This window comes from Caproiciproducens sp., assembly GCF_053840905.1.
Window position 1 is genome coordinate 1 of the sequence record NZ_JBNLXQ010000002.1, and the last position, 23,159, is coordinate 23,159.

21 protein-coding genes are annotated in these 23,159 nt (G+C 53.9%); 8 read left to right on the forward strand and 13 right to left on the reverse strand.

All coding sequences use genetic code 11. The annotated features are described in order from the left end of the window. Window position 1: 1 nt before the first annotated feature. From ACQGQ5_RS01710 to ACQGQ5_RS01730, 5 genes are all read right to left on the reverse strand, one after another. Complete coding sequence (locus tag ACQGQ5_RS01710; protein WP_455734875.1) at window positions 2-712, reverse strand: DNA alkylation repair protein; 711 nt, start codon at window positions 710-712, stop codon at window positions 2-4. Window positions 713-808: 96 nt separating this feature from the next. Then, on the reverse strand, window positions 809-2,851 hold the full coding sequence (locus ACQGQ5_RS01715) for an FtsX-like permease family protein (RefSeq protein WP_455734876.1): 2,043 nt from the start codon (window positions 2,849-2,851) through the stop codon (window positions 809-811). Beyond that, a complete protein-coding gene (locus tag ACQGQ5_RS01720; protein WP_455734877.1) occupies window positions 2,841-3,608 on the reverse strand; it encodes an ABC transporter ATP-binding protein in 768 nt (255 codons plus the stop codon). The genes ACQGQ5_RS01715 and ACQGQ5_RS01720 overlap by 11 nt, the downstream gene beginning before the upstream one ends. A gap of 106 nt (window positions 3,609-3,714) precedes the next feature. Further along, window positions 3,715-4,719: a sensor histidine kinase gene (locus tag ACQGQ5_RS01725; RefSeq protein WP_455734878.1), complete on the reverse strand. Its 1,005-nt coding sequence runs from the start codon at window positions 4,717-4,719 to the stop codon at window positions 3,715-3,717. After that, entirely contained in the window at window positions 4,716-5,381 is a 666-nt protein-coding gene (locus ACQGQ5_RS01730; protein ID WP_455734879.1) for a response regulator transcription factor, read from the reverse strand. Before ACQGQ5_RS01730 ends, ACQGQ5_RS01725 begins: the two co-directional genes overlap by 4 nt. Before the next feature lie 217 nt (window positions 5,382-5,598). Here ACQGQ5_RS01730 and ACQGQ5_RS01735 point away from each other — a divergent pair, with 217 nt between their 5' ends. Then, a complete protein-coding gene (locus ACQGQ5_RS01735) occupies window positions 5,599-6,594 on the forward strand; it encodes an asparaginase (RefSeq protein WP_455734880.1) in 996 nt (331 codons plus the stop codon). A 104-nt stretch (window positions 6,595-6,698) separates the two neighbouring features. Then, a complete protein-coding gene (locus ACQGQ5_RS01740; RefSeq protein WP_455734881.1) occupies window positions 6,699-7,382 on the forward strand; it encodes an SGNH/GDSL hydrolase family protein in 684 nt (227 codons plus the stop codon). 27 nt (window positions 7,383-7,409) lie between these two features. On the opposite strand, the gene ACQGQ5_RS01745 is transcribed toward ACQGQ5_RS01740, so the two are convergent. The 4 genes from ACQGQ5_RS01745 to ACQGQ5_RS01760 all read right to left on the reverse strand — a co-directional run bounded on the left by ACQGQ5_RS01745 (window position 7,410) and on the right by ACQGQ5_RS01760 (window position 10,874). After that, window positions 7,410-7,622 (reverse strand): helix-turn-helix domain-containing protein, encoded by a 213-nt coding sequence (locus ACQGQ5_RS01745; protein WP_455734882.1) that lies wholly within the window; start codon window positions 7,620-7,622, stop codon window positions 7,410-7,412. Between the two features lie 51 nt (window positions 7,623-7,673). After that, window positions 7,674-8,699, reverse strand: a complete 1,026-nt coding sequence (locus tag ACQGQ5_RS01750; protein WP_455734883.1) for a hypothetical protein — start codon at window positions 8,697-8,699, stop codon at window positions 7,674-7,676. A gap of 116 nt (window positions 8,700-8,815) precedes the next feature. Then, complete coding sequence (locus ACQGQ5_RS01755; protein WP_455734884.1) at window positions 8,816-10,237, reverse strand: NAD(P)/FAD-dependent oxidoreductase; 1,422 nt, start codon at window positions 10,235-10,237, stop codon at window positions 8,816-8,818. Window positions 10,238-10,436: 199 nt separating this feature from the next. Next, window positions 10,437-10,874, reverse strand: a complete 438-nt coding sequence (locus ACQGQ5_RS01760) for a YaiI/YqxD family protein (RefSeq protein WP_455735134.1) — start codon at window positions 10,872-10,874, stop codon at window positions 10,437-10,439. Window positions 10,875-11,101: 227 nt separating this feature from the next. Between ACQGQ5_RS01760 and ACQGQ5_RS01765 the strand changes: the two genes are divergently transcribed. Continuing rightward, a complete protein-coding gene (locus ACQGQ5_RS01765; RefSeq protein WP_455734885.1) occupies window positions 11,102-11,875 on the forward strand; it encodes a hypothetical protein in 774 nt (257 codons plus the stop codon). Window positions 11,876-12,001: 126 nt separating this feature from the next. On the opposite strand, the gene ACQGQ5_RS01770 is transcribed toward ACQGQ5_RS01765, so the two are convergent. After that, a complete protein-coding gene (locus ACQGQ5_RS01770; protein ID WP_455734886.1) occupies window positions 12,002-12,664 on the reverse strand; it encodes an HAD family hydrolase in 663 nt (220 codons plus the stop codon). A gap of 28 nt (window positions 12,665-12,692) precedes the next feature. Continuing rightward, a complete protein-coding gene (gene pglX, locus ACQGQ5_RS01775; protein ID WP_455734887.1) occupies window positions 12,693-15,953 on the reverse strand; it encodes a BREX-1 system adenine-specific DNA-methyltransferase PglX in 3,261 nt (1,086 codons plus the stop codon). 129 nt (window positions 15,954-16,082) lie between these two features. On the opposite strand from pglX, the gene ACQGQ5_RS01780 reads away from it, so the two are divergent. After that, the gene (locus ACQGQ5_RS01780) at window positions 16,083-16,775 is read left to right on the forward strand and encodes a DUF554 domain-containing protein (RefSeq protein ID WP_455734888.1); all 693 of its coding nucleotides are present in this window, start codon (window positions 16,083-16,085) and stop codon (window positions 16,773-16,775) included. Between the two features lie 84 nt (window positions 16,776-16,859). Here the strand turns inward: ACQGQ5_RS01780 and ACQGQ5_RS01785 are convergent, their stop codons facing one another. Next, complete coding sequence (locus ACQGQ5_RS01785; protein WP_455734889.1) at window positions 16,860-17,246, reverse strand: hypothetical protein; 387 nt, start codon at window positions 17,244-17,246, stop codon at window positions 16,860-16,862. Between the two features lie 247 nt (window positions 17,247-17,493). Here ACQGQ5_RS01785 and ACQGQ5_RS01790 point away from each other — a divergent pair, with 247 nt between their 5' ends. Next, window positions 17,494-18,723 (forward strand): class I SAM-dependent rRNA methyltransferase, encoded by a 1,230-nt coding sequence (locus tag ACQGQ5_RS01790; protein ID WP_455734890.1) that lies wholly within the window; start codon window positions 17,494-17,496, stop codon window positions 18,721-18,723. A 303-nt stretch (window positions 18,724-19,026) separates the two neighbouring features. Continuing rightward, window positions 19,027-20,307: an O-acetylhomoserine aminocarboxypropyltransferase/cysteine synthase family protein gene (locus ACQGQ5_RS01795; protein ID WP_455734891.1), complete on the forward strand. Its 1,281-nt coding sequence runs from the start codon at window positions 19,027-19,029 to the stop codon at window positions 20,305-20,307. Between the two features lie 85 nt (window positions 20,308-20,392). On the opposite strand, the gene ACQGQ5_RS01800 is transcribed toward ACQGQ5_RS01795, so the two are convergent. Continuing rightward, window positions 20,393-21,214, reverse strand: a complete 822-nt coding sequence (locus ACQGQ5_RS01800) for a mechanosensitive ion channel family protein (RefSeq protein ID WP_455734892.1) — start codon at window positions 21,212-21,214, stop codon at window positions 20,393-20,395. 157 nt (window positions 21,215-21,371) lie between these two features. Here ACQGQ5_RS01800 and mltG point away from each other — a divergent pair, with 157 nt between their 5' ends. Both mltG and ACQGQ5_RS01810 read left to right on the forward strand, forming a co-directional pair. Next, window positions 21,372-22,352: an endolytic transglycosylase MltG gene (gene mltG, locus ACQGQ5_RS01805; protein ID WP_455734893.1), complete on the forward strand. Its 981-nt coding sequence runs from the start codon at window positions 21,372-21,374 to the stop codon at window positions 22,350-22,352. Between the two features lie 25 nt (window positions 22,353-22,377). Further along, window positions 22,378-23,106, forward strand: a complete 729-nt coding sequence (locus ACQGQ5_RS01810; protein ID WP_455734894.1) for an MBL fold metallo-hydrolase — start codon at window positions 22,378-22,380, stop codon at window positions 23,104-23,106. Window positions 23,107-23,159 lie beyond the last annotated feature (53 nt).

Below are 23,159 nucleotides of genomic sequence, written 5' to 3' on the forward strand. Positions count from 1 at the left end.
TTTACTTCCCCCTGCGTTTCATTCCCCGGATGACCGCTTTGGTCCGGTCGTCCACACGGAAGGATTCCACGATTTTCTGCAGCGTTTTGTTATAGGTCCAGTCGTCCAGGCCGTCCGTGCGCAGATAAGCCATGGTCTTTTCCGGATATTTCACAAAACAGACGGACAGCGCCCACGCCACGCCCATTTTGACATAATAGCCGTCGTGGCGCACCCCGTAGTAGATTTTCAGGACCGGGTCGATGGTTTCATCCGTAATAAAATAATCCATCAGCATGATGACGGCAAAGCGCAGCTCGTATTCCCCGCCGCTTTGCAGATACGGCTGTAAAAACGCGAACAGCCTTTCCCGGTCCTTCGCGGCCGCTTTCAGGGTGGAGCAAAAGCCGTCGCACACCGCCCAGCTGTTGATTCTCGGGACAAAGTCCGCGATCCGGGCGAAAAGCTCGTCCTGCCCCATTTTGGCATAGCCGATGAGAAACCCGCGCAGCATGATTTCTTCCATGGAGGCGTCCCGCAGCCCCGTAAGGCAGGCGCGCCAGTCGCCCTTCCCGATCTGCCTTGCGAGCGCCCGCAGCTTCGGGACCCGCACGCCGAGGATATGCTCCACCCCGGGGACAATTTTATACTGCATTTTGCGGTATGGCTCGTCGGCCAGCGACAGAAGATGCTCCGAAAGCGCGGGATAACCGGTGTATACAAAATCGTTCATATCGTTTCCCCTGTTATGATTTGGTAATTCCATTATATATTCTTTTGAAGATAAAGACAACAGCCGCCGATCAAAATGGCCGGCGGCTGAAGAATCCTATCCGTTCTGCCTTTGATGAATCATGCTCCTGCTGCCGAAATAGGTCGTGAGGAAATAGCCCCCGTAAATCACAAGGAAAAACACGGCGGTAACGAGGGTGTTTCCCAAAATGTCCAGGTGGCCGAACTGCGACACCACCGAATTGGCGACATAGATGCCGACCGCCGAATGGACGGCCGCCAGAGAAAGCGGAAGCATAAAATAAATGGCGATCTGGACAAACAGGGAGTGATCGATCATGCTCTGCTCCGCGCCGAGCCGTTTCAGCAGCCCATAGCGCTCCAGATTCTCGGAGGCTTCGGAAAGCTGCTGCAGCGCAAGCACGGCGGCGCTGGTAATCAGGAAGACCAGCCCGATATAGATCGCGAGATACGAAATCATCGTCTTGATCCCCGTGCTCTGATCGTAGACCAGCTGTTTGGTAAGCGACGTGCGATAGGGGACGGAAGACTCGTCAGCCGATGCTTCGGGATAAGCCTTTTCGACCGCGACAAGGAACTGCTCGTCGGTGACGCCGTCTTTATACTGGAGGTTGAGAAAAGCGCTCTCTTTTTGCAGACCCTCCACCAGCGCGTCCGGCACGATCAGCGTTCCCGGATCGGCCATCATCATGCTTGTCTGGAAGGCGGTGTCCAGATACCGGCGGCTCTGCGCCTTCAGCGTTTTCCCGTTCAGCACAACCGTACCCTTATGATTCAGAAAATACCCGATCACGGGCTTCATGTCGTCGTAGCTGCAGTTGATCAGAAATTCATCGTCCTTCAGGGAAACCGTGGGCCTCCCCTGCAGCTTCGCGGCCGCATTGTAGTCGCTTTGCGAAACGCAGACCACCGCGGCGTCCCCGCCCTGTTCCATCAGCTTGCCCTGTGACGGCGCGCCCGGAAGAAACAGCTCGGAGTATTTCAGACGATCGGTGTAATAAACAGTCATCTGCGCGTACGATCGGGTCAGTCCGTCCAAATCGACGCCATGGGCAATCATCTGCCCGGCGATATCCTCCGCCAGCGCATTGCGTTTCAGTTCGTCCTCCCCGTACGAATAATAATAGGTGTAGGTCGCGTCATACGGCGTAGCGCCCTTCAGGTCCTTGCTGAGCACGTCGGAAAGCCCGATCCCCGTGGACAGCGTCCCGATAGTGACCAGCAGCATGATGCAGATGACCGACATGGAGACGAAGGTCGTATTGATTTTGGAATTGATCTGGCGCAGCACGAACATGTTCAGGTTTTTGAGATACAGTTTTTTGTTCGCCTTCACCACGCGGAGCAGAAAACCGGACAGGGACATAAAGAACAGCAGCGTGCCGACGCTGCCCAGAACAATGGCCGCCGTAAACTCGGAATTCACCTCCAGCATACCGTTGTCGATAATCAGGTGATAGGCGGTGAGGATACAGACAAGCGACACCAGAAACAGGACCACCGAAAGCCAGAGATGCGTGAACCGCAGCTTCTGATTTTTCTTCGAAGCGTTCAGCAGATCGATCAGCTTATACCGCGAGACCGCAATCGTGTTGAAGACAATCACGATCAGGAAGATGATTCCGAAATACAAAACGGTCTTGTAAAACGCGTGGGCGGAAAACGTAAAGACGAACGCTTTCATGTCCACCTCGAACAGCTTCGCGGTGACGACGGAAAGCCACTGGGAGGCGAACACGCCGACCAAAAGTCCCGCCGCAAGCGAGAACACGCCGATAATCATCGTTTCCAGAATCAAAATGCGCGATATCCTGCCTTTCGCCATGCCGAGCGTCATATAAACGGCCAGCTCTTTTTTCCGGCGCCTGATCAGGAACTGGTTCGCGTAAACAACCAGAAATCCCAGAATCACGGAGATAAAAACGGACACATAGTCGATCATGGTAACCAGCGACGCAAGGATTTCCGCCTGCGCCTTGCTGACCTCCAGCAGCGCGGTCTGGGAATCGATGGAATTGAAAACATAAAACAGGCTGACGCCGAACGTCAGGGTCAGAAAATAGACGGTAAAGTCGCGGATGCTTTTCGTGACATTCTTGAAAGCGAGCTTACAGAACATTGGCGTTGTCACCTCCGAGCAGGGTCACGACCTCAATGATCTTATTGAAGAACTGCCTGCGGGTGTCGCCGCCGCGGACCAGCTCGTTGAAAATCCTGCCGTCCTTGATGAACAGGATCCGATGGCAGTAGCTGGCGGTAAACGCGTCGTGCGTGACCATCAGGATGGTCGCTTCCAGATTGCTGTTGAGCGTTTCAAAGCTTTCCAGCAGCATCCGGGAGGATTTGGAGTCCAGCGCGCCGGTGGGCTCATCCGCCAGAACCAGCGCGGGCTGGGTGACGATGGCGCGGGCCGAGGCGACGCGCTGCTTCTGCCCGCCGGACATCTGGTACGGATACTTTTTCAGGACATCCTCGATCTCCAGCTTTTTCGCGACCTGACGCACGCGCACGTCGATTTCCCCCGCCGGGGTCTTGATAATGGTCAGCGCGAGCGCGATGTTTTCATACGCGGTCAGTGTGTCCAGCAGGTTGAAATCCTGAAAGATAAACCCGAGCTGTTCGCGGCGGAACCGGGACAGCCTTCCGGAATTCAGCCGGGTAATATCCTTTCCGTCGATCAGGATATGGCCGGCCGTCGGGGAGTCGATGGTGGAAATGCAGTTCAGCAGCGTCGTTTTTCCGCTGCCGGAAGCGCCCATGATGCCGACGAATTCCCCTTTTTCCACCTCAAAGCTGATATCGTCCACCGCTTTGGTCAGGTTGCCCTTATTTCCGTAATATTTTTCAACATTCTCAACCGTCAGAATTTTTTGCATCAACTTTTCTCCTTTTCAAATTGTATTAACAGTATAATACAATTTTACGGAACAAACCATTGATTTCCCTTACGGCAGACTTACAGTTTTGTAAGCTTAAGGCGGATCATTCAAACATGTTGCTTCTCGGGAAGACGATGGAAACCAGCGTCCCCTTTCCCTCGGTGGACGCGATCGAGATGCCGAGGTTCAGCTTGTCGCAGAGCTTTTTGCACAGATACAGCCCGATCCCGGTCGATTTTACGGCGGTTCTTCCGTTTTCACCGGTAAAGCCCTTTTCAAACACCCGGCCCCGATCCTTTTTCGAAATTCCGATCCCGTTGTCCGAAATCATCAGCGTGACGCTGTTCGGATTCTGAAGCCCGTAAATCTTGATTTCCGGCTCCCGGCTCCGGTACTTTACGGAGTTCATCAGGATCTGGCCGATAATAAAGTCCGTCCACTTTCCGTCGGTAAACACTGTTTTGTCCAGCGCGGAGGTTTCCACATGGGTCCTGCTTTCGATCAGCGCGGCGGAATTCTTTTTGAGCGCCGAGCCGACAAGCGCTTTCAGCGTGGTGCTTTTGATGACGTAATCCTTTTCCACATGGTTGCTTCTGGAATAGAAAAGCGCCTGCTCCACATAATTCTCTATTTTGGACAGTTCCTCGTTCAGGCTGAGCGTAATCCCGTTTTTGTTGTTTTCAATCATCAGCCTGCTGGAGGAAATCGGCGTTTTGACCTCGTGCACCCATGTTTCAATGTATTCCCGGTATTCGCGGGAAGCGCGGCGGTACCCGGCGATCTCGTCGTTCATCGCCTTGCCTGCCGTCTTCACGCATTCGCAAAGAAGCTTTCCCTCAAGAAAGGACGGCTCGTCCAGCATTTCGGAAATCAGATATTTTTTGTCCAGCTTTTCCAGGTTTTCAAGCATTCCGTTATAAAATTCCCTTTTTCTGAAAAATTCCAATGCCAGCGCAGCCGCTTCCCCCGCCAGAAACACCAGCGGAACAAAAAGGGCGGCATAAGCGCCCACCCTCAGGACGGACAGCAGCACGGCCGCAAAAAAGGCCGTCAGCAGCACAAAGAGCAAATGATAAATCTTATCCGCTAAAAAATTCTTCACACTCATACCAGATACCCCAGTCCCCGTTTGGTCGTCAGATAACCGCGCACGCCGATGCCGTCCAGCTTTTTGCGCAGCCGGTTGATGTTGACCGTCAGCGTGTTGTCGTCCACGAATTCCTCCGACTGCCACAGGTCGTTCATGATTTCCTCCCGGGAAACGATACGGCCCCGGTTGCACAGAAGCATGTGCAGGATGCGCAGTTCGTTTTTGGAAAGCTCCGTCTCGTTTTCCCCGAAACGCGCGGTCCCGCGGGAAAGGTCGAGCTCCAGCCCCCGGTGGGAAAGGACGCTGGCCGGTTCCGACGGATAAGCGCGCTTTAGGACGGAGGCGATCCGCGCGAGCAGAATCTGCGTATTGTAGGGCTTCGTGATAAAATCGTCCGCGCCCAGGCTCATGCTCATCAGTTCGTCGACGTCGCTGTCGCGGCTGGTCACGATGATAATGGGAAGCTGGGAGCTGCGCCGGATTTCCCGGCAGATATGGTACCCGTCGTAGACCGGCAGGTTGATGTCCAGAAGCACGAGTTGTGGATTTTCCTTCAGGATCACCTCCGGCATATGGGCAAAATCATCCGACGAAGCACAGGCATAGCCGTATTTTTCAAGGAGCCTTGTCAGCTCCTGTCTGATTTTCACATCATCTTCCACAATAAAAACAGAGGACACGCAAATCCCGTCCTTTCTACCAAAATATCATTGGTCCCATTTTTCTGGTTTTCATTATAAGGCATTCCGTGTTGGGAAGCAATTGGGCGGTTTTGTAGAAACTGCGCGAAAAAGCTTGGAGAATGCGCCTGATTTTAGAGATCGCTTCATTTACTTTCCATGCTATTAATGATAGTATATTGTAAATTATGTTCATCAATATAACCGGGGTGTTACCATGAATCAATTACTGCTGATTACCACCGGGGGGACCATCGCCTCCGAACCGACGGACGAAGGGCTTGCGCCGTCGCCGAGCAGCCGGCAGCTGGCCGACTTCATCGGCGGGCTGACCACCGAATACGACGTTGACGTTGAAGATTTATTTCAGCTTGACAGCTCCAACATACAGCCCGAGGAGTGGCAGTGCATTGCGCGCACCATTGCCCGAAAATACCGTAATTACGACGGAATCGTTCTGACCCACGGCACGGACACCATGGCGTACACCGCCTCCGTACTTTCGTTTATGCTGCGCAGCATCCCCATTCCGGTTGTTATCACCGGCTCCCAGCTGCCGATCGGCCACCCTCTGACGGACGGCGTGGAAAACCTGCGCTGCGCCTTCGCGATGGCCTGCTCCAAAAAGCCGGGGGTCTTTCTCGCGTTTGACCGCAAGGTCATTCTGGGGACGCGTGCGGTGAAGGTGCGCACCACGGGCTTTGACGCCTTTGAAAGCGTCAACTGTCCCCCCGCCGCGACCGTCGACGCGGGCGGCTTAACGTTCAACGAAAGCATTCTGCCGCAAACGGGGGGCGAATTTTCTCTGGAGGATTCGCTTTGCACCGATGTTTTTCTGATCAAGCTGACCCCCGGCCTGAACCCCGAAATTTTCGACATGCTGCTGAAAATGAACTATAAGGGAATCGTGATTGAAGCGTTCGGAGCGGGCGGGCTGAATTTTATCCGCCGCGATCTGACCGCGCAGCTGCAAAAGATCGTGGAGCGCGGCATTTCCGTTGTCGTATGCAGCCAGTGCCTGTATGAACGAAGCGACTTCACCATTTATCAGGCCGGACAGAAAGCGCTGCGGAGCGGAGTCGTCCAGGGATTCGACATGACGACGGAGGCGGCTGTCACAAAGCTGATGTGGGCGCTGGGCAAAACAGAAGAATCCGGGGAAATCAAGCGGATTTTCGCCACAAATTATGTGGGAGAGATCCGCCTTACATAATATTCTGCACTCTTTGCGTAATAATATTGACATATCACTCATTATGTTATATAGTATTTAATACTATATAACAGATTTACTGTCATTACCAAAGGAGTGCTGTTATGATTCAATCCGTATGCGTATTCGGCGATTCCGTGGCCAAAGGGATTGCTTTTGACAGTGTCCGCAAGAAATATATTCTTCTGAAAGACAGCTTTGTCAGCATGGTTGAAAAGAACGATCATATTGTGATCCGAAATTTTTCAAAATTCGGCTGTACCGTCACCAAAGGCGGCGAGGTGCTCAAAAAGCACATGTCCGAGCTGGGCCGGTACGACTACACAGTGCTGGAATTCGGCGGAAACGACTGCGATTTCAACTGGGCGGAGGTCTCGGCTTCCCCGGAAAGCAACCATGTACCGAACACCCCGGTTTCCGTATTTGAAGAATATTATTCCCGGATGATCGACGAAGTGAAAGCGTGCGGCGGCAAGCCGGTGCTGCTTTCCCTGCCGCCGATCGACGCGAAACGGTACTTTGACTGGATTTCGCGCGGGCTGAACCCGGAAAATATCCTCCGCTGGCTCGGCGACGTGGAATTTATCTACCGCTGGCACGAAATGTATAACCTTGCCGTCAACCGGCTGGCGATCCTGCACCATGTCCCGCTGATCGACATCAGCAGCGCGTTTCTGAAAACCGGAAATTATCAGAACCTGATCTGCGAGGACGGAATCCATCCCAATGAAAACGGACACCGGCTGATCGGCCGGACCATTGAAAAATACGCACTTATAAACGCATAAGACAGAGAAAAACGCCTAATCCCGTTCTCAGGGATAAGGCGTTTTTGTATTGGTCAGGCCAGCCAGATAATCCACGCTCACCCGATAATACCGGGCAAGCCTTACCATCAGGTGCAGTGGAATCTCCCTTTCCTCCCGTTCGTATTTGGAGTACAGGGACTGGTCGCACATTAAGTAGTCGGCTATCTGTTTTTGGGTAAGGTCCCGGTCTTCTCTGATATCACGGATTCTCAATTTCATGATGATCACCAAATGCATTATACTTTAGTACAATCTGGCTGTCTATTGACATTATGGACGATTTTTGAATACCGTATCCCTGATTTTCTTTTCGGCAAGGCCGAGCGCCTCCGCGCTGATTTTGGAAACCATCCCCTTCTGCACTTCGTCGTAATATCGTTTCGCGCGGGCCAGCTGTTTGGTCGCCTTTGCGACTTCCGCCTTATAATCCACCATAACGGCCGTGATCTCCGCGCGGTATTTTTCGTCTGTTTTCTCCGCGACCGCGGCTTTGTAAATATCAATGACCTCGTCGTCCGGTCGGGAGGGGAAATACTCGTGCGGGGAAGTGCTGTCAAACAGGGCCACGCTCAGCTCCCGCAGAATCACCATATCCAGGCTGTTCGGGTCAAACGCGCAGTGGTAAATTTCCGTATCGAATCCCGCCGCGGCGGCATACTCCGCAATTTTCCCCAGGAAAGTCGACTTCCCGGTGCCGGGCCGGCCTTTGATAAAGTAGCGTTTTTCAAGGTCCTCCGTCAGATTGTCAATGTAATCGTAAGCGCCGTTCACGGTTGCCGCGCCGAAGTAACGGTGAACCTGCGCCCCCCTTTTTCCCAGTGTTTTTTCCCCGATCACCTTTTCAATTGTCCGGGCCGTCAGCCTGTTGGCGGCGTCGAAATCCATATTGGAAACATAGATTTGCTCCCATTTGTCGTGGATGGCGCGCGCGGCGGAAAAATGCCGGACCGCGCCCGCCAGGCAGGAATGGGTCTGGCTCAGATTGTCGTCATTGAGAATTGCCGCCACGGGATATTCTTCCTCCCCGTAAAGCGGGAAATTGATCATTCCCGCGTTTCTTTCCGGGATAATGACCCCTTCCATGGAATTGTCCAGACAATTATGGATCAATTGCGCGTGACAGCCGCCGTCACGCGCGGCGGAACAAAGCCCGCTCACAATATCCGACACGACGACGGACGGATAGCCGCTGAGACGGACGACCGTTTTCAGGCGGCCAAAATTCGATTGAAAAAAGCTGACATATCCCCTTGAGCTGTTGGAACCGATAAAATAGTTCAAAGAAAAATCCGGCAATGAAACATCCTCCCTCCACATATTGTTTATCACATTATATGATTGGATTTTTAAGACATTCATAAAAGCGGCAAACCCGCCGGAGGGGTTTGCCGCTTTTCGAGCTTTCAAAGAATTCAGTTCCGCTTGTTCGCGATATCCCTCGCGACCACAACGCCGGTTACGGAAGCCTGCATCAGCCCGCGGGTAATGCCGGCACCGTCGCCGATGGTGTACAGGTTTTCGATTTCGGTCTCAAAATTCTTTTTGACCGATACCTTGGAGGAATAGAACTTGACCTCCACCCCGTAAAGCAGGGTGTTCTTGGAGTAAAGCCCCGGGGCCAGCTTGTCAAACGCGCGGAGCGATTCCACGATACTGGTCAGATGACGGTGGGGCAGCACAAAGGACAAATCGCCCGGCACCGCGTTTTTCAGGGTGGGCACCGTCGTGGACTTTTTCAGTCTGGTGTAATCCGTGCGCCTTCCCATCAGGAGGTCGCCCAGCCGCTGCACCATGATGCCGCCGCCCGTCAGCATGTTCCCCAGCTGCGCGATATACCGGCCGTACTCGATCGGCTGATTGAACGGCTCGGTAAAACGGGTGGAAACCAGCATGGCAAAATTGGTGTTTTCGCTGTGCTTGTCTTCGTCGGCGTAGGAATGGCCGTTCACAACCGCGATGCCCCCGCCGATGCCGCCGTCGTAATGCTCCTCGCTGACAATGCCGCCCGGATTCATGCAGAAGGTACGCACCTTATTTTCAAATGTATCCGAATAATAAACCAGCTTCGCCTCATACAGGTTCTTGGTGAGGTGGTCCATCACCGCGTTCGGCACTTCCACACGCACGCCGATGTCGACCTCGTTGTTGGTGGTTTCAAGCTTGTTTTCCTGGGCAATGCGGGCCAGCCACTCGGCACCGCCGCGTCCCGGCGCGGCCACCACGTAGGGCGCGCGGACAAGGGTGCGCCCGCCGGAACGGTCAACCAGCCACACGCCCTCCGCTTTGCCGTTTTCCACAAAGATGGAATCCGCCGTGGTGTGTTCCCTGAACTCGAAATTCGGCCTGCCGGAAAGGTAACGGTACATACCCCTCAGCACTTCAAAGGAGTATTCCGTACCCATGTGGCGTACCGGGCAGGGGATCAGCTGGATATTTTCCCTGCGCGCCTCGTAGGACACCTTTTCCGCAAATTTGTCGCTTTTCCCGAAAATCTTGTCCGGCGCTCCGAAATGCAGATAAATATCGTCGGCGTAGCGGATGAGCTCCCGCGCCTTTTCCACCGGCATGTAATCCGTGATGTTGCCGCCGACTTCCTCCGAAAGGGACAGCTTTCCGTCCGAAAAGGCTCCGGCGCCGGCCCAGCCGTTCATAATGTTGCAGGTCTTGCAGTGGGCGCACTGCCCGGAGGTTCTTGCCGGGCAGGCGCGCCGGTCAATCGTGCTGCCGCTGTCTACCACCAGCATCTTTTTCCCGGGCGCGAGCTTATCCATCTCCAGAGCCGTAAAAATGCCGGCAGGGCCGGCACCGATGACAATCAAATCATAATCGTACATATTTTCAACCTCACAATATTCGTGTTAATCGCTATTTTTTAACTACAGCATTTCCAGTGGATTCTGCAAACAAGGTTACATTTCTCCCCCGCCTTCGGCGGGGGAGAAATGTATTTTATCTCGCAAACGGAAATGGATTTGCTATATGATTTTTTGCTTCAGGCAAAACAATGGTATTATAACATATCCATTCCGTTTGTCAAATATTTTCTTCCAGCATACGGGAAAGGACCCGCTCAAACGATTCGTCGTCCTGCCTGCTTCTCTTTTTGAACTTTCCGGTCCTTGCGCCCGCGCGGCGCATTTCCTGGCCGAGCGCGCGTTCAAACAAAAGGCGGTCCATATTGGAATCGTCGTAGACCATGCCGTTCTGGTTCAGCGCCTTTGCGCCCTTGGCGAGCGCCATGGCCGCCACGCCGAAATCCTGGGTGACGACAATGTCCCCGCTCCCGGCCAGATTGACCAGGCGGATATCCGCGCTGTCGCGGCCCTTGTCCACCGTGATCACCTTGCTGTACCCGTCGTCGAGCAGATGGCTGGTGTCGGTCAGCATGATGACGGGCACCTTCTGTTTTTTCGCCAGCCGGACAATGATTTCCCTGACCGGACAGGCATCGGCATCCACCAGAATATTCATCAAATAACCGCCGCCTTCTAAAATTCCCCAATTTCGGCGCCCGAAGCTTCGCTCCGGTTTGCGCTACGAGGTTATTATAGCACGAAACCGCAAAAGATGGATGGATGGATTGTATTAAAATATAACAGAATTGTAATGATTTATTACAATTTTTACATCATAATTGACTTTTACAAGCACCCGGAATATGATGTAGCTGTAAAGTTATGCCCGAATGGAGGAGATTTATGAGGAAACTGAAGCTTTTCATACCGCTACTATCGGTTCTGCTGGTTTTGCTGACCGCATGCGCGTCAAAAACGGAGGCTCCCGCCGTCATGTTTGCGGAAACCGCCCCGTCTGAAATCAGAGCCAAAAGCAACGCAAAAAGCAGTGCTGTTCAGAAATTTTATACAAACGACAAACTGAGTTTTTCACTTGCGGTCCCCGACAGCTGGGAGGATAAGAATTATACCCCGGCGGTTTCTGCGGAAACCATGTCGGACGGCGGCACAAAATATACGAAAGTGGATTTTCTTTTTCAAAATGACAAAAACTGCTCGCTGCTTACGATTTTCCTTGTTTCCAAGGACTGGTGGGAGAAAACAAAGGGCGAAACGCTCGATCCCAAACCCACCTATCTGGGAACAAAAGAAGACGTTGTTTATTGCTTTACTCTGCCGAAGAGCTCCCCTTACGAAGTAGGAGAAAAGTCGGACCTGTTCAACAGTATGGTTCTGCCGGACAGCGACGTCCTCAACCGGTTCAAGATTCTGGACGCGAACGCTTCCTCCGGCGGTATTTCCACCTTGGAAGGAACGCTGGAAGAAATCATGACGCAGACCATTACCATCAAGACGGACGACGGCCGCTCGATCACCTTCCTCAGGGACGGAACCGACGCGGATGCTTCCGGCAATAGTCTGCAGCTGGGGCGCAGGCTGAGAGTCTATTATGAAGGCGCCATAGACGGCGCGAACACCAGAAGCGTAACCGTCACCAAAATCGAAAGGCTGAACTGAACACGCGAAAAGGGGCTGTTGCAAAACAAATTTGTAACAGCAAGTTGCACAAAGCAATCGTTTTTAAGCAAAAAAATGCACCTCGAAACGGCTTTGAAGGCCCAATCGCGGCGCATTTTTTGTGCATTATTTTCCTTTTTTCAGGTCCTCCAGCAGCGGAATGACGCCCCGGAGAGTGGGGACGCACGCAAAGAGCATTTTCTCCAGTTCCGGATTCGTGGGAACCGTGTCCGGTATCATCACGGTTTTCATCCCCGCGCGGTAAGCGGAGAGAATTCCGTTCGGCGAATCCTCCAGCGCCATGCACTCCTGCGGCGGAACCTGAAGCGCCTGGGCCGCTTTCAGATAAATATCGGGATCGGGTTTGCTTTTTTCAATCATGTCGCCGCAAATGATCTGATCGAAATAACCGGTTATCTTTGTATTTTCAAAATGGCTCATGGTGCTGCCGCGCGAAGAGGACGTTGCGACCGCGATCCGGTAGCCTTCCCGTTTCAGATAGTCCAGCAGCTCAAACAGCCCCTCTTTTACCGGGACGCCGTTTTTTTTGATATAGTCCCTGCTGTAATCCTCACTGATCTTTCTGAACTCCTCATACGGAAAATCGGGTCCGTATTTTGTTAAAAACAATTCTTCTATGGCGGCGGTGGTAATTCCCGTCGCCTGCTCCGTCAATTCCATCACATCACCGCGCCCGAGCGCTTCTCCGGCCTTCTTCCAGCCGTCGATCGAAAGGCGTTCGGTGTCGAACATGGTTCCGTCCATATCCAGTACCACTGCTTTCATCATGCGTAAACCTCACTTATTCCTTACTGATTCATTTCATTGGGGGAAAAAGCGCTTCCCCGCCCTGTACCTTTGCGTAATTCGTCAACACACCGTCATCCGGATCAATCCGGATTTTCTTTTTCGCGGCAATTTCCAGCCGGATTCCGAAATCCCGCAGCCGGGTAAGCTGCTCCGCCAGTCTTTTCTGCTGCTTTTTGGTCAGTCCCTCCTTTTCCGCATATTTTTTAAGCCCGGACTGCGTTTTCCGCAGAAAATCCAGCCCGCGGGCGAAGGTGTTTTCATCATAGGCATGCATATAACAAAGCGCCCGAAAAGCGCCGCCGTCAATCATCCAGTAAATCGGCCTCTTTTTATAAATACGGATATGCTCGCGGTAAAATTCATTCCCGTAATAGTTTCGGATAACGTCCACCGCGCTGCCGCTCCCGCCGAGTGCGGAAACAATAAAAGAGAGATTCTCTTCCAGCGTTTTTTCACCGAACACAAGCTTTACAAAGGAAACCAGCCGCACGGCAAGGTCGTTTTCCAGATACGGGGTAACGGGCAGGAGGTCCGTCCCACCCCGCGGATCATAGCCGGGAACGGCGTACCGCCCGAACATGCAGCCCAAGGCGAAGCTGAGGAAGCTGCGGATATCGCGGGAAAGCTCCGCGCGGCGGATGGTGACGTCCCCGTCCTCCACCTGCGGCTTCAGCTCGTTTTGCAGACCGTAAAGGCTGATAAAAATCCGGTTGAGCTCTTCCTCGTTTTCCTTCATCCGCTGAAAACGGAGGTCGGTAAAATCCTTCCACGCCGCAAAGGCATCGGCAATTTTACAGTCTTTTTCCTCCGTCCTGAAACGAACCAGCGGATGAATCCGGAAATTCCAGCTGGTTTCAAAGGAATCCCAGTCTTCCCTGGAAATTTCGATATTTTCAGCGACCAGCACACCGACCCGCCGCTTCACGGTTTCATCCATCCGCAGCGGAAGTTTGGCAATATTGCCCGCCTGATAGTTCAGCGTGGGATTCATCAGGTTCAGCATGGCAAAAGCGCAGCTGCTGGACAAAAATCCAAGAATATAATAGAAATCGTCCTCCCGGTTCGGGAAAACGGAGGACCCGGCGATGTCGAACACAAAGCCCCGCGGATAATACCGCACGCCGAATTTGGAGGAGCTGACGAAGGACCAGGATACGCTCCGCTCAAAATAAAAGCCTTGGCCGGGAAAGGAAGCGGATTGTCCCGACTTTACGCGGAACTCGCTGATCTCCCGCCCGAAATGCTGAAAATTGACCACGTATTCCTGATTGCCGTACCACTTCCGGAAATCGCCGCCCTTGTTATAAGGGTACCATTTCCGGCTGCTCTGCAGGCAGTCGGCCCGGTCGGTGCAGTGGAAATGGATGTTTTCAGGAGCTACCTCGTACCAAAAACGAAGAAAGCGCTGATTGTCACAGGTAAAGAGCCCGTTCGTAACCGCCGCGCTTTCGGAAAGGGGCGGAACGGAGGAGAAGATCTCCCCCGGCTTTTCGCCCGCCCAGTAGGCGATCGGCATGCCGGGAATCCGGGCGAACTGCTTTGCCGGAGTCTCAAAGCGGTAGGAGCAGCGCGGGTTCCGCACCGCTTCTTTTACCTTTTGTTTCTGCACCTCCATGCCGCCCCGGAAGTCGGAGAGCTTCAGATACACGCCGGGCCTGCTTTCCGGCCCGTTTTTCAGCACAAAGGTACAGATCGGCACGGTGGCCTCGTCAAAAGCGGAATACTCCAGCTGAATCAGCGAGGAGATCGATTTTTCCCGGATGATGTATTCCCTCAGTTTTTGATACGATTTGATGAACATCCAGACAAACGGCGACATAAACGCGCAGTAGCCGTCCGGAACGCAAAAGCCGAAGCTGCGGTAAATAAATACGGAGAACAGGTCCCCGGCATAGTCGCGGTAATGCTGATTGATATAGGATTTCAGCTTTTTGTTCATCCGGTTCAGATAAGGCGGATTCGTCGCAACCACCGTGTATTTCCCCGCCATTGCGCGGGCCTGCCGCAGCAGCGGCAAAAGCTTGCGGACGGTATCTTCCCGGTACGCGAGTGCGAACAGGCTGTCGCACGGCTGCCGCCTGATTTCCTCCACCCGCCGGAAAATCCGGTCAAAGCCGGCCGGCGCCACACGGAGCAGGCTGCCGTATTCGGCGGCCCCGTGAAGGGCCGAAAGAAGATTCTGCAGATCCGCTTCGATCTGCCCGTCGCCGTCCGCTACAAAGGACAGCAGGTCCCCGCCGATCCCCGACCCTTCCCGGATGACATACAGGTTCAGCGGTATTTTGAGCGTCAGAATATCCTCATTGTATCCGCGCGCCTTCATCAGCAGCGCGAAGCAGGCCAGCTGCCAGGAACGCCTGTCGATGTCGAACCCGTAAAGGTTGCGGCGAAGGATCAGCTCCGCCGCGTCCCGCCCGCTCACCCCGCGTTCCCGGTAAATTTCAATCAGCAGGTCAAACGCGTAGACAAGGATATGCCCGCTGCCCATGCACGGGTCGAGAAGCTTCAGCTCCTGCGGCGATACGTTTTCCTCTGCGGCGGCATTTTCCGCCCCAAGATAAAATTCCAGCTTTTCTCTGAGCGCGCTGTCCGGATTCCGCTCCAGCCAGTACTGGCCGAGAGAATTGTCCACCATGCTGCGCACGACCCAGTCCGTGGTAAAAAACTGCGTGGCCGCCGGGACGTCCTCTTCTTTCACTCTGCCGCCGTAAAGGCTGATGACCTCACTGCGGCGGGCGTCGTTGTAATACTGGTAAAGCCAGCCGATGATTTCGACCGCTTCCCGGAAATCCTCCTCGGAAATCCCGTCCACCAGGCTGCGGACAACTCCATCTTCCTCCCGGAAGGACAGCTGCAGCAGCGGCTCGAGATACTCGCATTCGCTTTCAAAATACTCCGGGAGGATTTTGGCAAGGGACCGGCAGACAGAAATAAAAAGCGCGGTAAAGCGCTCGTCCGACCGGTCCTCCGGCGGCTCCGCCGCCAGGATATCCGGAAGAATCCGTCCCGGCTGCCCGGAAGAAAGGACGCGCACCTTTCCCGGCAGATAGCCGTTGACCTCCATGAACCGGATGCCGACGATACGGATAAACCACGTATACGATACTTCCTCCACCACGGCCTGAAAGCCGGTGTTTTCAATGTCCTGTGTCAGTCCGGGAAACGGGTTCCGTTTCTGCGCCGCCAGTTCGGCGGCGCGCCGAGAGACGGACGCGATGAGCTTTTCTCTGGCGCCAACCGCAAAGGCCCGGATTGCCGCCTTGTTCACCTTACCATCCCCCTTCTCTTCGAATGAGACTATCATACCATATCTTCGCCAAAAAGTTAATCTTATTGACACCGATTCCCAAAATGATATATGATTAGAACCATATGAAGAAACGGGAAGTGCTGAAACATGTTAGGGACCATTGTCAACGCGCTGGCCATTGTGCTGGGAACGGCGCTGGGATTGATTTTAAAAAGCGGTATCCGGGATCATTACCGTGAAACCATTATGGACGGGGTCGCGCTGTCCGTCCTGCTGATCGGAATCATGAGCGCCGTCAAAACAAACGATCTGGTGCTGCTGATTTTCAGCCTGGTGATCGGCAGCATCCTCGGCGAGGCGCTGAAAATCGAGGACCGGCTCGCGGGGCTGGGCCGGCTGATCGAAAGCAGGACTTCGAGCACGGACGGCAGCGTCTCAAAAGCCTTTGTGACCGCCAGCCTTGTGTTCTGCGTCGGCTCCATGGCGATCGTCGGCTCCATTGAAAGCGGGCTGACCGGCAATCACCAGACGCTGTTCGCCAAATCGGTGCTCGACGGCATCGTGTCCATTTTTCTCAGCTCGACCATGGGCTTCGGCGTGATTTTTTCCGCCGCGGCCGTGTTCGTTTATCAGGGGATTATCACGCTGCTGGCGTCTTCCCTCAAAGCCCTGCTGACCGACGAAATGATCCGGGAGATTTCGGCCATCGGCGGCGTCCTGATTATGGCGATCGGGCTGAACATGCTGAAAATCAAAAAAATAAAGGTCGGCAACATGCTGCCGGCCATTCTTCTTCCTTTCCTGTATTATTTTATTAAAAAAGCGATCGGGATCGCGTAAGGTTTTCCCGATGAAGGCGTATCGACGAAAAGGCCGCCGCCGGATTTCCGGCGGCGGCTGTTTGTTGAGTGCTTCAAAAGATGTTCAGCATCTGGATTTGAATACCCCGTCCTGATAGACCTGTGTTACGGTGTCGTCAGGGTAATAGCAAAGGACGGCGCCGTTGTGCTTGCTGACAATGATGGACGGCTCTATGGACTCGTTTTTGTCGGAAATTAAAAACTGGTAGTACTGGTTTCCCTGATATTCAAAATTTCCGTTGATCAGGTCGATTTTGTATTTTGTATAATCCATACGGATCATATTTTTGACGGCGTTCCTTGCTTCGTTCCGGTCGATGTTCTGTACCGACTGCGCGGGCTGAAGGATCTCCGGGGTACCGTTCTGAGCCGTTCCGGCTTTTGAGCAGGCGGTCAGAATTGTCAATAAAGCCACCAAAACGATCGCAGCCGCAAACTTCCCTGTTTTCATTGAAATTCCTCCCTATCATTTTCACTTTACAAATTTATCATAGTACCCGCCGGCGGTGAAAGCAAGAAAAGCAACAGAACTGTAAGTGGTTGCTACAAAACTGTAAACGACGGCGGTAAAAATGAAGGATTGTAAGCCGGCGATTTTATGCTATAATAAATCCATCATTACAGGCTTATCCTTCGCCGCGCCGGATACGAAATCCTGCGGCCGGCTGTAAAATCATTTCAGGTTGTGAGGAAAATTCATGAAGCAAAACAGAAGATACCCTAAGATCACCCTGACCCGCAAGGCGGAAAACAGCATCCAGTCCGGGCACCCGTGGGTCTACAACACGGAGATCCTCAAAATCGAGGGCGCGTATGAAAACGGCGGGCTGGCCGACGTGTTCAGCATCCGCGAAAAATATCTGGGCACCGGGTTTATCAACGACCACTCCAAAATCAGGATCCGGCTGATTTCCCGCAGCGCCAACGACGTCTTTGACGAAGCTTTTTTCGAGCGCCGCCTTCGCCACGCATGGGAGTACCGAAAAACCGTGATGGGGGACGACGTCTCCTGCTGCCGGATCATTTTCGGCGAGGCGGATCTTTTTCCCGGGCTGACGGTGGACCGCTTTCAAAACATACTGGTCGCGCAGACGCTTTCTCTCGGCATGGAAAAGCTGAAGCCCGTCCTCTTCCCCCTGCTGTGCAAAATCCTGAGGGAGGACGGCCAGAGCATAGACGGCGTCTACGAGCGAAACGACGTCGCTATCCGCGAGCTGGAAGGGATGCGGCAAAATAAGGGTTTCTTCCCCATCGCCGGGCTGGAAACGCCGCAGACGACCCGGACAACGATCACGGAAAACGGGATCGAATACGCCGTCGACTTTGAAAACGGGCAGAAAACCGGATTTTTCCTCGACCAGAAATACAACCGGCAGGCGGTCGCGAAAATCAGCCGCGGCAAGCGGGTGCTGGACTGCTTTACCCACACCGGCTCCTTTGCGCTGAACGCGGCGAAGGGCGGCGCGGAACACGTACACGCGGTGGACATTTCCGCCGACGCGGTCGCCATGGCGGAGGAAAACGCCGGGCGCAACCAATTGCAGGAAAAAATGAGCTTCCAGACGGCCAACGTGTTCGACCTGCTGCCGCAGATGCCGATGGGCAAAAAGGACGGCTACGACCTGATCGTACTCGACCCGCCGGCCTTCACCAAATCGCGCCAGACCGTCGACCACGCGATGAAGGGGTACAAGGAAATCAACCTGCGCGCCATGAAGCTGCTGCCGCGCGGCGGCTACCTCGCGACCTGCTCCTGCTCCCATTTCATGACGGAACCCCTTTTTTGCAGCATGCTGCGCAGCGCGGCGTTTGACGCCCAGGTGTCGCTCCGCCAGATCGAAGCGAGGCAGCAGTCCCCCGACCATCCTGTTTTATGGAATGTGCCGGAAACCAATTACCTCAAATTTTATATTTTTCAGATTACCTGAATCACCCTGCGCCCCGGTATCAGGAGCTTTCGCGCCTGATACCGGGGCGCTTTTTTAGAAAAAAGCCTTGACATTTCTCCTTTCACGTAGTACTATGTCAACAATATATATTACTAATTCGATATGAATTATAATATTACCATAAAAGGAGGAGCCCTATGAAGACAAAGTACCACTCTTTTCACAAGCCGAATCGTTCCCTCTTTCCGTATGACCGAATGTGCGCCTCCTATTGTTGCAGCAGGAAATCGATTTTGTAATTTCCCGGGATACGGAAATAAAGATGCAGAAGGAGCAACGACAATGAGCGAAAGAAAATACAGGTTTGAGACCATACAGGTACACGCGGGACAGGAAAAGCCGGATTCCGCAACGGATGCGAGAGCGGTTCCGATTTACCAGACCGCTTCCTTCGTGTTTAAGGATTCCGCGCAGGCTGCGGGCCGCTTCGGCCTGACGGAAGGCGGCAACGTCTACGGCAGACTGATGAACCCCACCTCCGATGTGTTTGAACAGCGCATGGCCGCCCTAGAAGGCGGCGTAGCGGCGCTGGCCACCGCGTCCGGCGCGGCCGCCATCACCTACGCGATTGAAAATGTCGCTCACGCGGGCGACCATATCGTCTCCGCCAACACCATTTACGGCGGGACCTACAATCTGCTGGAACATACGCTCGCGGCTTTCGGCATCACCACCACGTTTGTCGACCCCGACGTGGAAGGAAGCTTTGAAAACGCGATCCGGCCCAATACCAAGGCGATTTTTATCGAGACCCTCGGCAACCCGAATTCCAGTATTGTCGACATCGACGCGGTCGCCGCGGTCGCGCACAAAAACGGGATCCCCCTGATTGTGGACAACACCTTTGCGACGCCGTACCTTCTGCGCCCCATTGAGCACGGCGCGGACGTAGTCGTCCATTCCGCGACAAAGTTTATCGGCGGCCACGGCTCCTCCTTGGGCGGAGTCATCATCGACGGCGGCGGCTTCGACTGGGAGGCCTCCGGCAAATTCCCGTGGCTGAGCGAGCCCGATCCGAGCTACCACGGCATCAGCTTTACAAAAAACGTCGGCGCGGCGGCTTTTGTGACCCGAATCCGCGTAATCCTGCTGAGAGATACCGGCGCGACCATCAGCCCGTTTAACTCCTTCCTGCTGCTGCAGGGCCTTGAGACCCTCTCCCTTCGCGTGGAGCGCCATGTTGAGAACGCTCTGAAGGCAGTGGATTTCCTTTCCAGACACCCGAAGGTGGAGCGCGTCAATCACCCCGCCTTACCGGACAGCAAATACAACTTTTTATATAACAAATATTTTCCCAACGGCGCAGGCTCCATCTTTACGTTTGAGATCAAAGGCGGCGCGGAAGAGGCGAAGGACTTTATCGACCGTCTTGAAATTTTCTCTCTGCTGGCAAACGTGGCCGACGTGAAATCGCTGGTCATCCACCCGGCGAGCACCACTCATTCCCAGATGAACGAAGACGAGCTGCTCCGGTCCGGCATCAAGCCGAACACCGTCCGTCTTTCCATCGGCACCGAGCACATCGACGATATTCTGTACGATCTTCAGCAGGCGCTGGCGTAGCCCCGCGTTTTGCAAAGCAGTTTTTTAAAAGAGCGGCAGTCCTGTTTTGCAGGGCTGCCGCTCTTTCCCGTTTGGGCCGTGTCTTTTATTCTTCGGGCTTTAAGTGGACATCGAGCTGATTGTGAGGAATCCGGATGCCCGCCTCGTCAAACGCAAGCTTTACCTTTTCCTGCATGTCAAAATAAAGGGTCAGGTAATCGTCCGTTTTACACCACGCCCTCACCTCCACAGCGACGCCGTTTTCCCCGTGTTCACCGACCACGACCAGCGGAGCGGGGCTGCCGACCACCATGGAATTCCGTCCGGCCAGATTTTCGAGCAGGCTTTTCACCTTTCCGATATCCTCGTCGTAAGCGACGGTGTATTTCAGGTCCAGGCGGCGGGTCGCCATGGCGGAATAATTGACGATGACGCCGGAGGTGATTTTGGCGTTCGGAATCACGACCTCTTTATTGTCGAAGGTCCTGAGCGTGGTAAACATGGTTTCGATCCGCTCCACCGTTCCTTCCGTTTCCTCAAAGAGGATGTAATCCCCGACGCGGAACGGCTTTGTAAAGATGATCTGCGCGCCGCAGGCGATGTTGGCCATATTGTCTTTCACGGCAAGGCCGATCGTCAGGCCCGCCGCGCCGATCGCGGCGATAACGGAACCGACGTTCATGCCGAGCTGGGCCGCCGCCGTAATGCATACGATCGTTTTCAGCAGCACTTTGGCGAGAGAGCTGATAAAAGTGACGAGGCCCGTGTCCGTCTTTGAGCGCGACATCGCGCGGAACATCAGTCTGACCGCCTGGTTGCTGAGCCACCAGCCGACCCCTAAAATCAGCAGCGCGCCCAGGATTTTCGGCAGGGACGATTCCAGCAGCGAAAGGAACTGCTGTGCGTATTTTTCAAAGCTGAATTCCAAAAAAATGACCTCCCTTAACGGTTCAGTGATCTGTTTTCCTGTTTTTGGAGATGTCGAAGAATGACGCATTCTATTGAATTATACAGAAAAAGGTTATAAAATGGAAAGGATCGAAAAACTGTCAGGAATGATAGAAATAAAAGGTGTGATTCAATCCATGAAACAATTTCTCGCAATGCTGACCGTACTGGCAGTCTGCTTTTCTCTTTCCGCCTGTTCAAAAAACGACGGAAGTGAGTCCTCCAGTCAGTCGAGCAGCGCCGTGGTCAGTGAAACGGGTTCCTCCGGACCGGATACATCCTCCGGACCGGAGGACAGCTCTGGGGTTTCTTCCGTTTCCTCCCCGGCAGTGACCTCTTCCAAGGGGACATCCTCCCAAAAGCAGAGTGCTTCTTCCGCGCCCGCTTCCCCATCCCAGCCGGAAAAGGCCCAGACCGTGCGCGTGGTGATCCCCGAGGGATATACGCTGTCGCAGATCGGCGACCGGCTGGAAGCGAACGGCGTCTGCAAAAAAAGCGAACTGCTGAGCACCGCGAATTCCTACGATTTCAGCTATTATTCCCTGATCGGCAAGCTGGGTTCCAACGCGAACCGCTGCTACAAGCTGGAAGGATACCTTTTCCCCGATACCTATGAATTTTATAAAGACATGAAGCCGCAGGACGCGCTCGGCAAAATGTTGAAAAACGCGGAAAGCAGAATCGGCGGCAGCTACAGCTATTCCGGTATGACCACCGACCAGATCGTCACCCTTGCCTCCATTATCGAAAAGGAATCGGGAAACGTAAACGAAATGGCAAAGGTGTCCTCCGTGTTCCACAACCGGCTGAAAGCCGGCATGAAGCTGCAGGCGGATGTAACGGTCATCTATGTGGAAAAATATCTGAAGCCCAACCTCACCGGCGATATCAACCGCTACAATTCCTATTATAATACCCGGAAATGCCCCGCCCTGCCGGTCGGCGCCATCTGCAACCCCGGCAAAGCCGCGCTGAACGCCGCGGTCAACCCGGCAGACACCGACTACCTTTACTTTGCCGCCGATTCCAGCGGAAATTACTACTACGCGAAAACCTATGAGGAACACAAGCAGAACCTGAACAAAGCGGGCATCATCGAGGGCGGCAGCATGCAGTAACCGCTCCGAACGGAAGGAGAATCGTATGAAAGCCGAAATCAGATATCTGTACAACAGCGGCTTCACTTTAAAAACAGACCGCCATTTTTTTATCTTCGATTATTACCTTGACTCCCCGAAGGGCTGCGGGCTAGCAAAGGGCGTCGTCGACCCGGAGGAAATCAAAGACCTCGACGTGGTCGTCTTTGTCTCTCACAGCCACCCCGACCACTATAACCCGAGGATTTTCAGCTGGCGCAAAACCGTCGGAAAAATCCGCTACGTACTCTCCGACGATATCAAAACCTCCGAGGACGTAATCAGGGTCGCTCCCGGAAGGGAATACGACCTTGGCAACCTGAGCGTGCGCACGCTCGATTCCACCGATATCGGCGTGGCGTTCCTCATTCAGGCGGACGGCCTGTGCATTTATCACGCCGGGGATTTAAACGACTGGTACTGGAACGGGGAGCCCGACGGCGACAACCGCGAAATGACCCGCCGTTACAGGGAACAGGTCGACACGCTGAAGGGCGAAGCGATCGATATCGCGTTTGTTCCGGCCGACCCCAGGCTGGAGGAACACGCGCTGCGCGGTCTGGACTACTTTATGAGAACCGTGGGCGCAGAGCTGGCGGTACCGATGCATTTCAGCGAAAACACCTCCGTGTTTGAGGAGCTGAAAACCGACAGCCGTACGGAAGGCTACCGCGGCCGGATCGCATTCTTTTCCCAAAGGGGAGATATGATTCCCTATCCGAACGCCGACAAATAAAGCGGGAACGCGTTCCTGACAGCGATCAAGCCGCACAGCCTCTTTTGGGCTCC

Coding starts and splice junctions, on each gene's coding strand:
- ACQGQ5_RS01795 (WP_455734891.1), top strand. CDS start 19,027: ATGAGCGAAAGAAAATACAGGTTTGAGACCATACAGGTACACGCGGGA.
- ACQGQ5_RS01745 (WP_455734882.1), bottom strand. CDS start 7,622: ATGAAATTGAGAATCCGTGATATCAGAGAAGACCGGGACCTTACCCAA.
- ACQGQ5_RS01735 (WP_455734880.1), top strand. CDS start 5,599: ATGAATCAATTACTGCTGATTACCACCGGGGGGACCATCGCCTCCGAA.
- ACQGQ5_RS01810 (WP_455734894.1), top strand. CDS start 22,378: ATGAAAGCCGAAATCAGATATCTGTACAACAGCGGCTTCACTTTAAAA.
- ACQGQ5_RS01780 (WP_455734888.1), top strand. CDS start 16,083: ATGTTAGGGACCATTGTCAACGCGCTGGCCATTGTGCTGGGAACGGCG.
- mltG (WP_455734893.1), top strand. CDS start 21,372: ATGAAACAATTTCTCGCAATGCTGACCGTACTGGCAGTCTGCTTTTCT.
- ACQGQ5_RS01765 (WP_455734885.1), top strand. CDS start 11,102: ATGAGGAAACTGAAGCTTTTCATACCGCTACTATCGGTTCTGCTGGTT.
- ACQGQ5_RS01790 (WP_455734890.1), top strand. CDS start 17,494: ATGAAGCAAAACAGAAGATACCCTAAGATCACCCTGACCCGCAAGGCG.
- ACQGQ5_RS01720 (WP_455734877.1), bottom strand. CDS start 3,608: ATGCAAAAAATTCTGACGGTTGAGAATGTTGAAAAATATTACGGAAAT.
- ACQGQ5_RS01785 (WP_455734889.1), bottom strand. CDS start 17,246: ATGAAAACAGGGAAGTTTGCGGCTGCGATCGTTTTGGTGGCTTTATTG.
- ACQGQ5_RS01740 (WP_455734881.1), top strand. CDS start 6,699: ATGATTCAATCCGTATGCGTATTCGGCGATTCCGTGGCCAAAGGGATT.
- ACQGQ5_RS01760 (WP_455735134.1), bottom strand. CDS start 10,874: ATGAATATTCTGGTGGATGCCGATGCCTGTCCGGTCAGGGAAATCATT.
- ACQGQ5_RS01715 (WP_455734876.1), bottom strand. CDS start 2,851: ATGTTCTGTAAGCTCGCTTTCAAGAATGTCACGAAAAGCATCCGCGAC.
- ACQGQ5_RS01770 (WP_455734886.1), bottom strand. CDS start 12,664: ATGATGAAAGCAGTGGTACTGGATATGGACGGAACCATGTTCGACACC.
- ACQGQ5_RS01755 (WP_455734884.1), bottom strand. CDS start 10,237: ATGTACGATTATGATTTGATTGTCATCGGTGCCGGCCCTGCCGGCATT.
- ACQGQ5_RS01725 (WP_455734878.1), bottom strand. CDS start 4,719: ATGAGTGTGAAGAATTTTTTAGCGGATAAGATTTATCATTTGCTCTTT.
- ACQGQ5_RS01710 (WP_455734875.1), bottom strand. CDS start 712: ATGAACGATTTTGTATACACCGGTTATCCCGCGCTTTCGGAGCATCTT.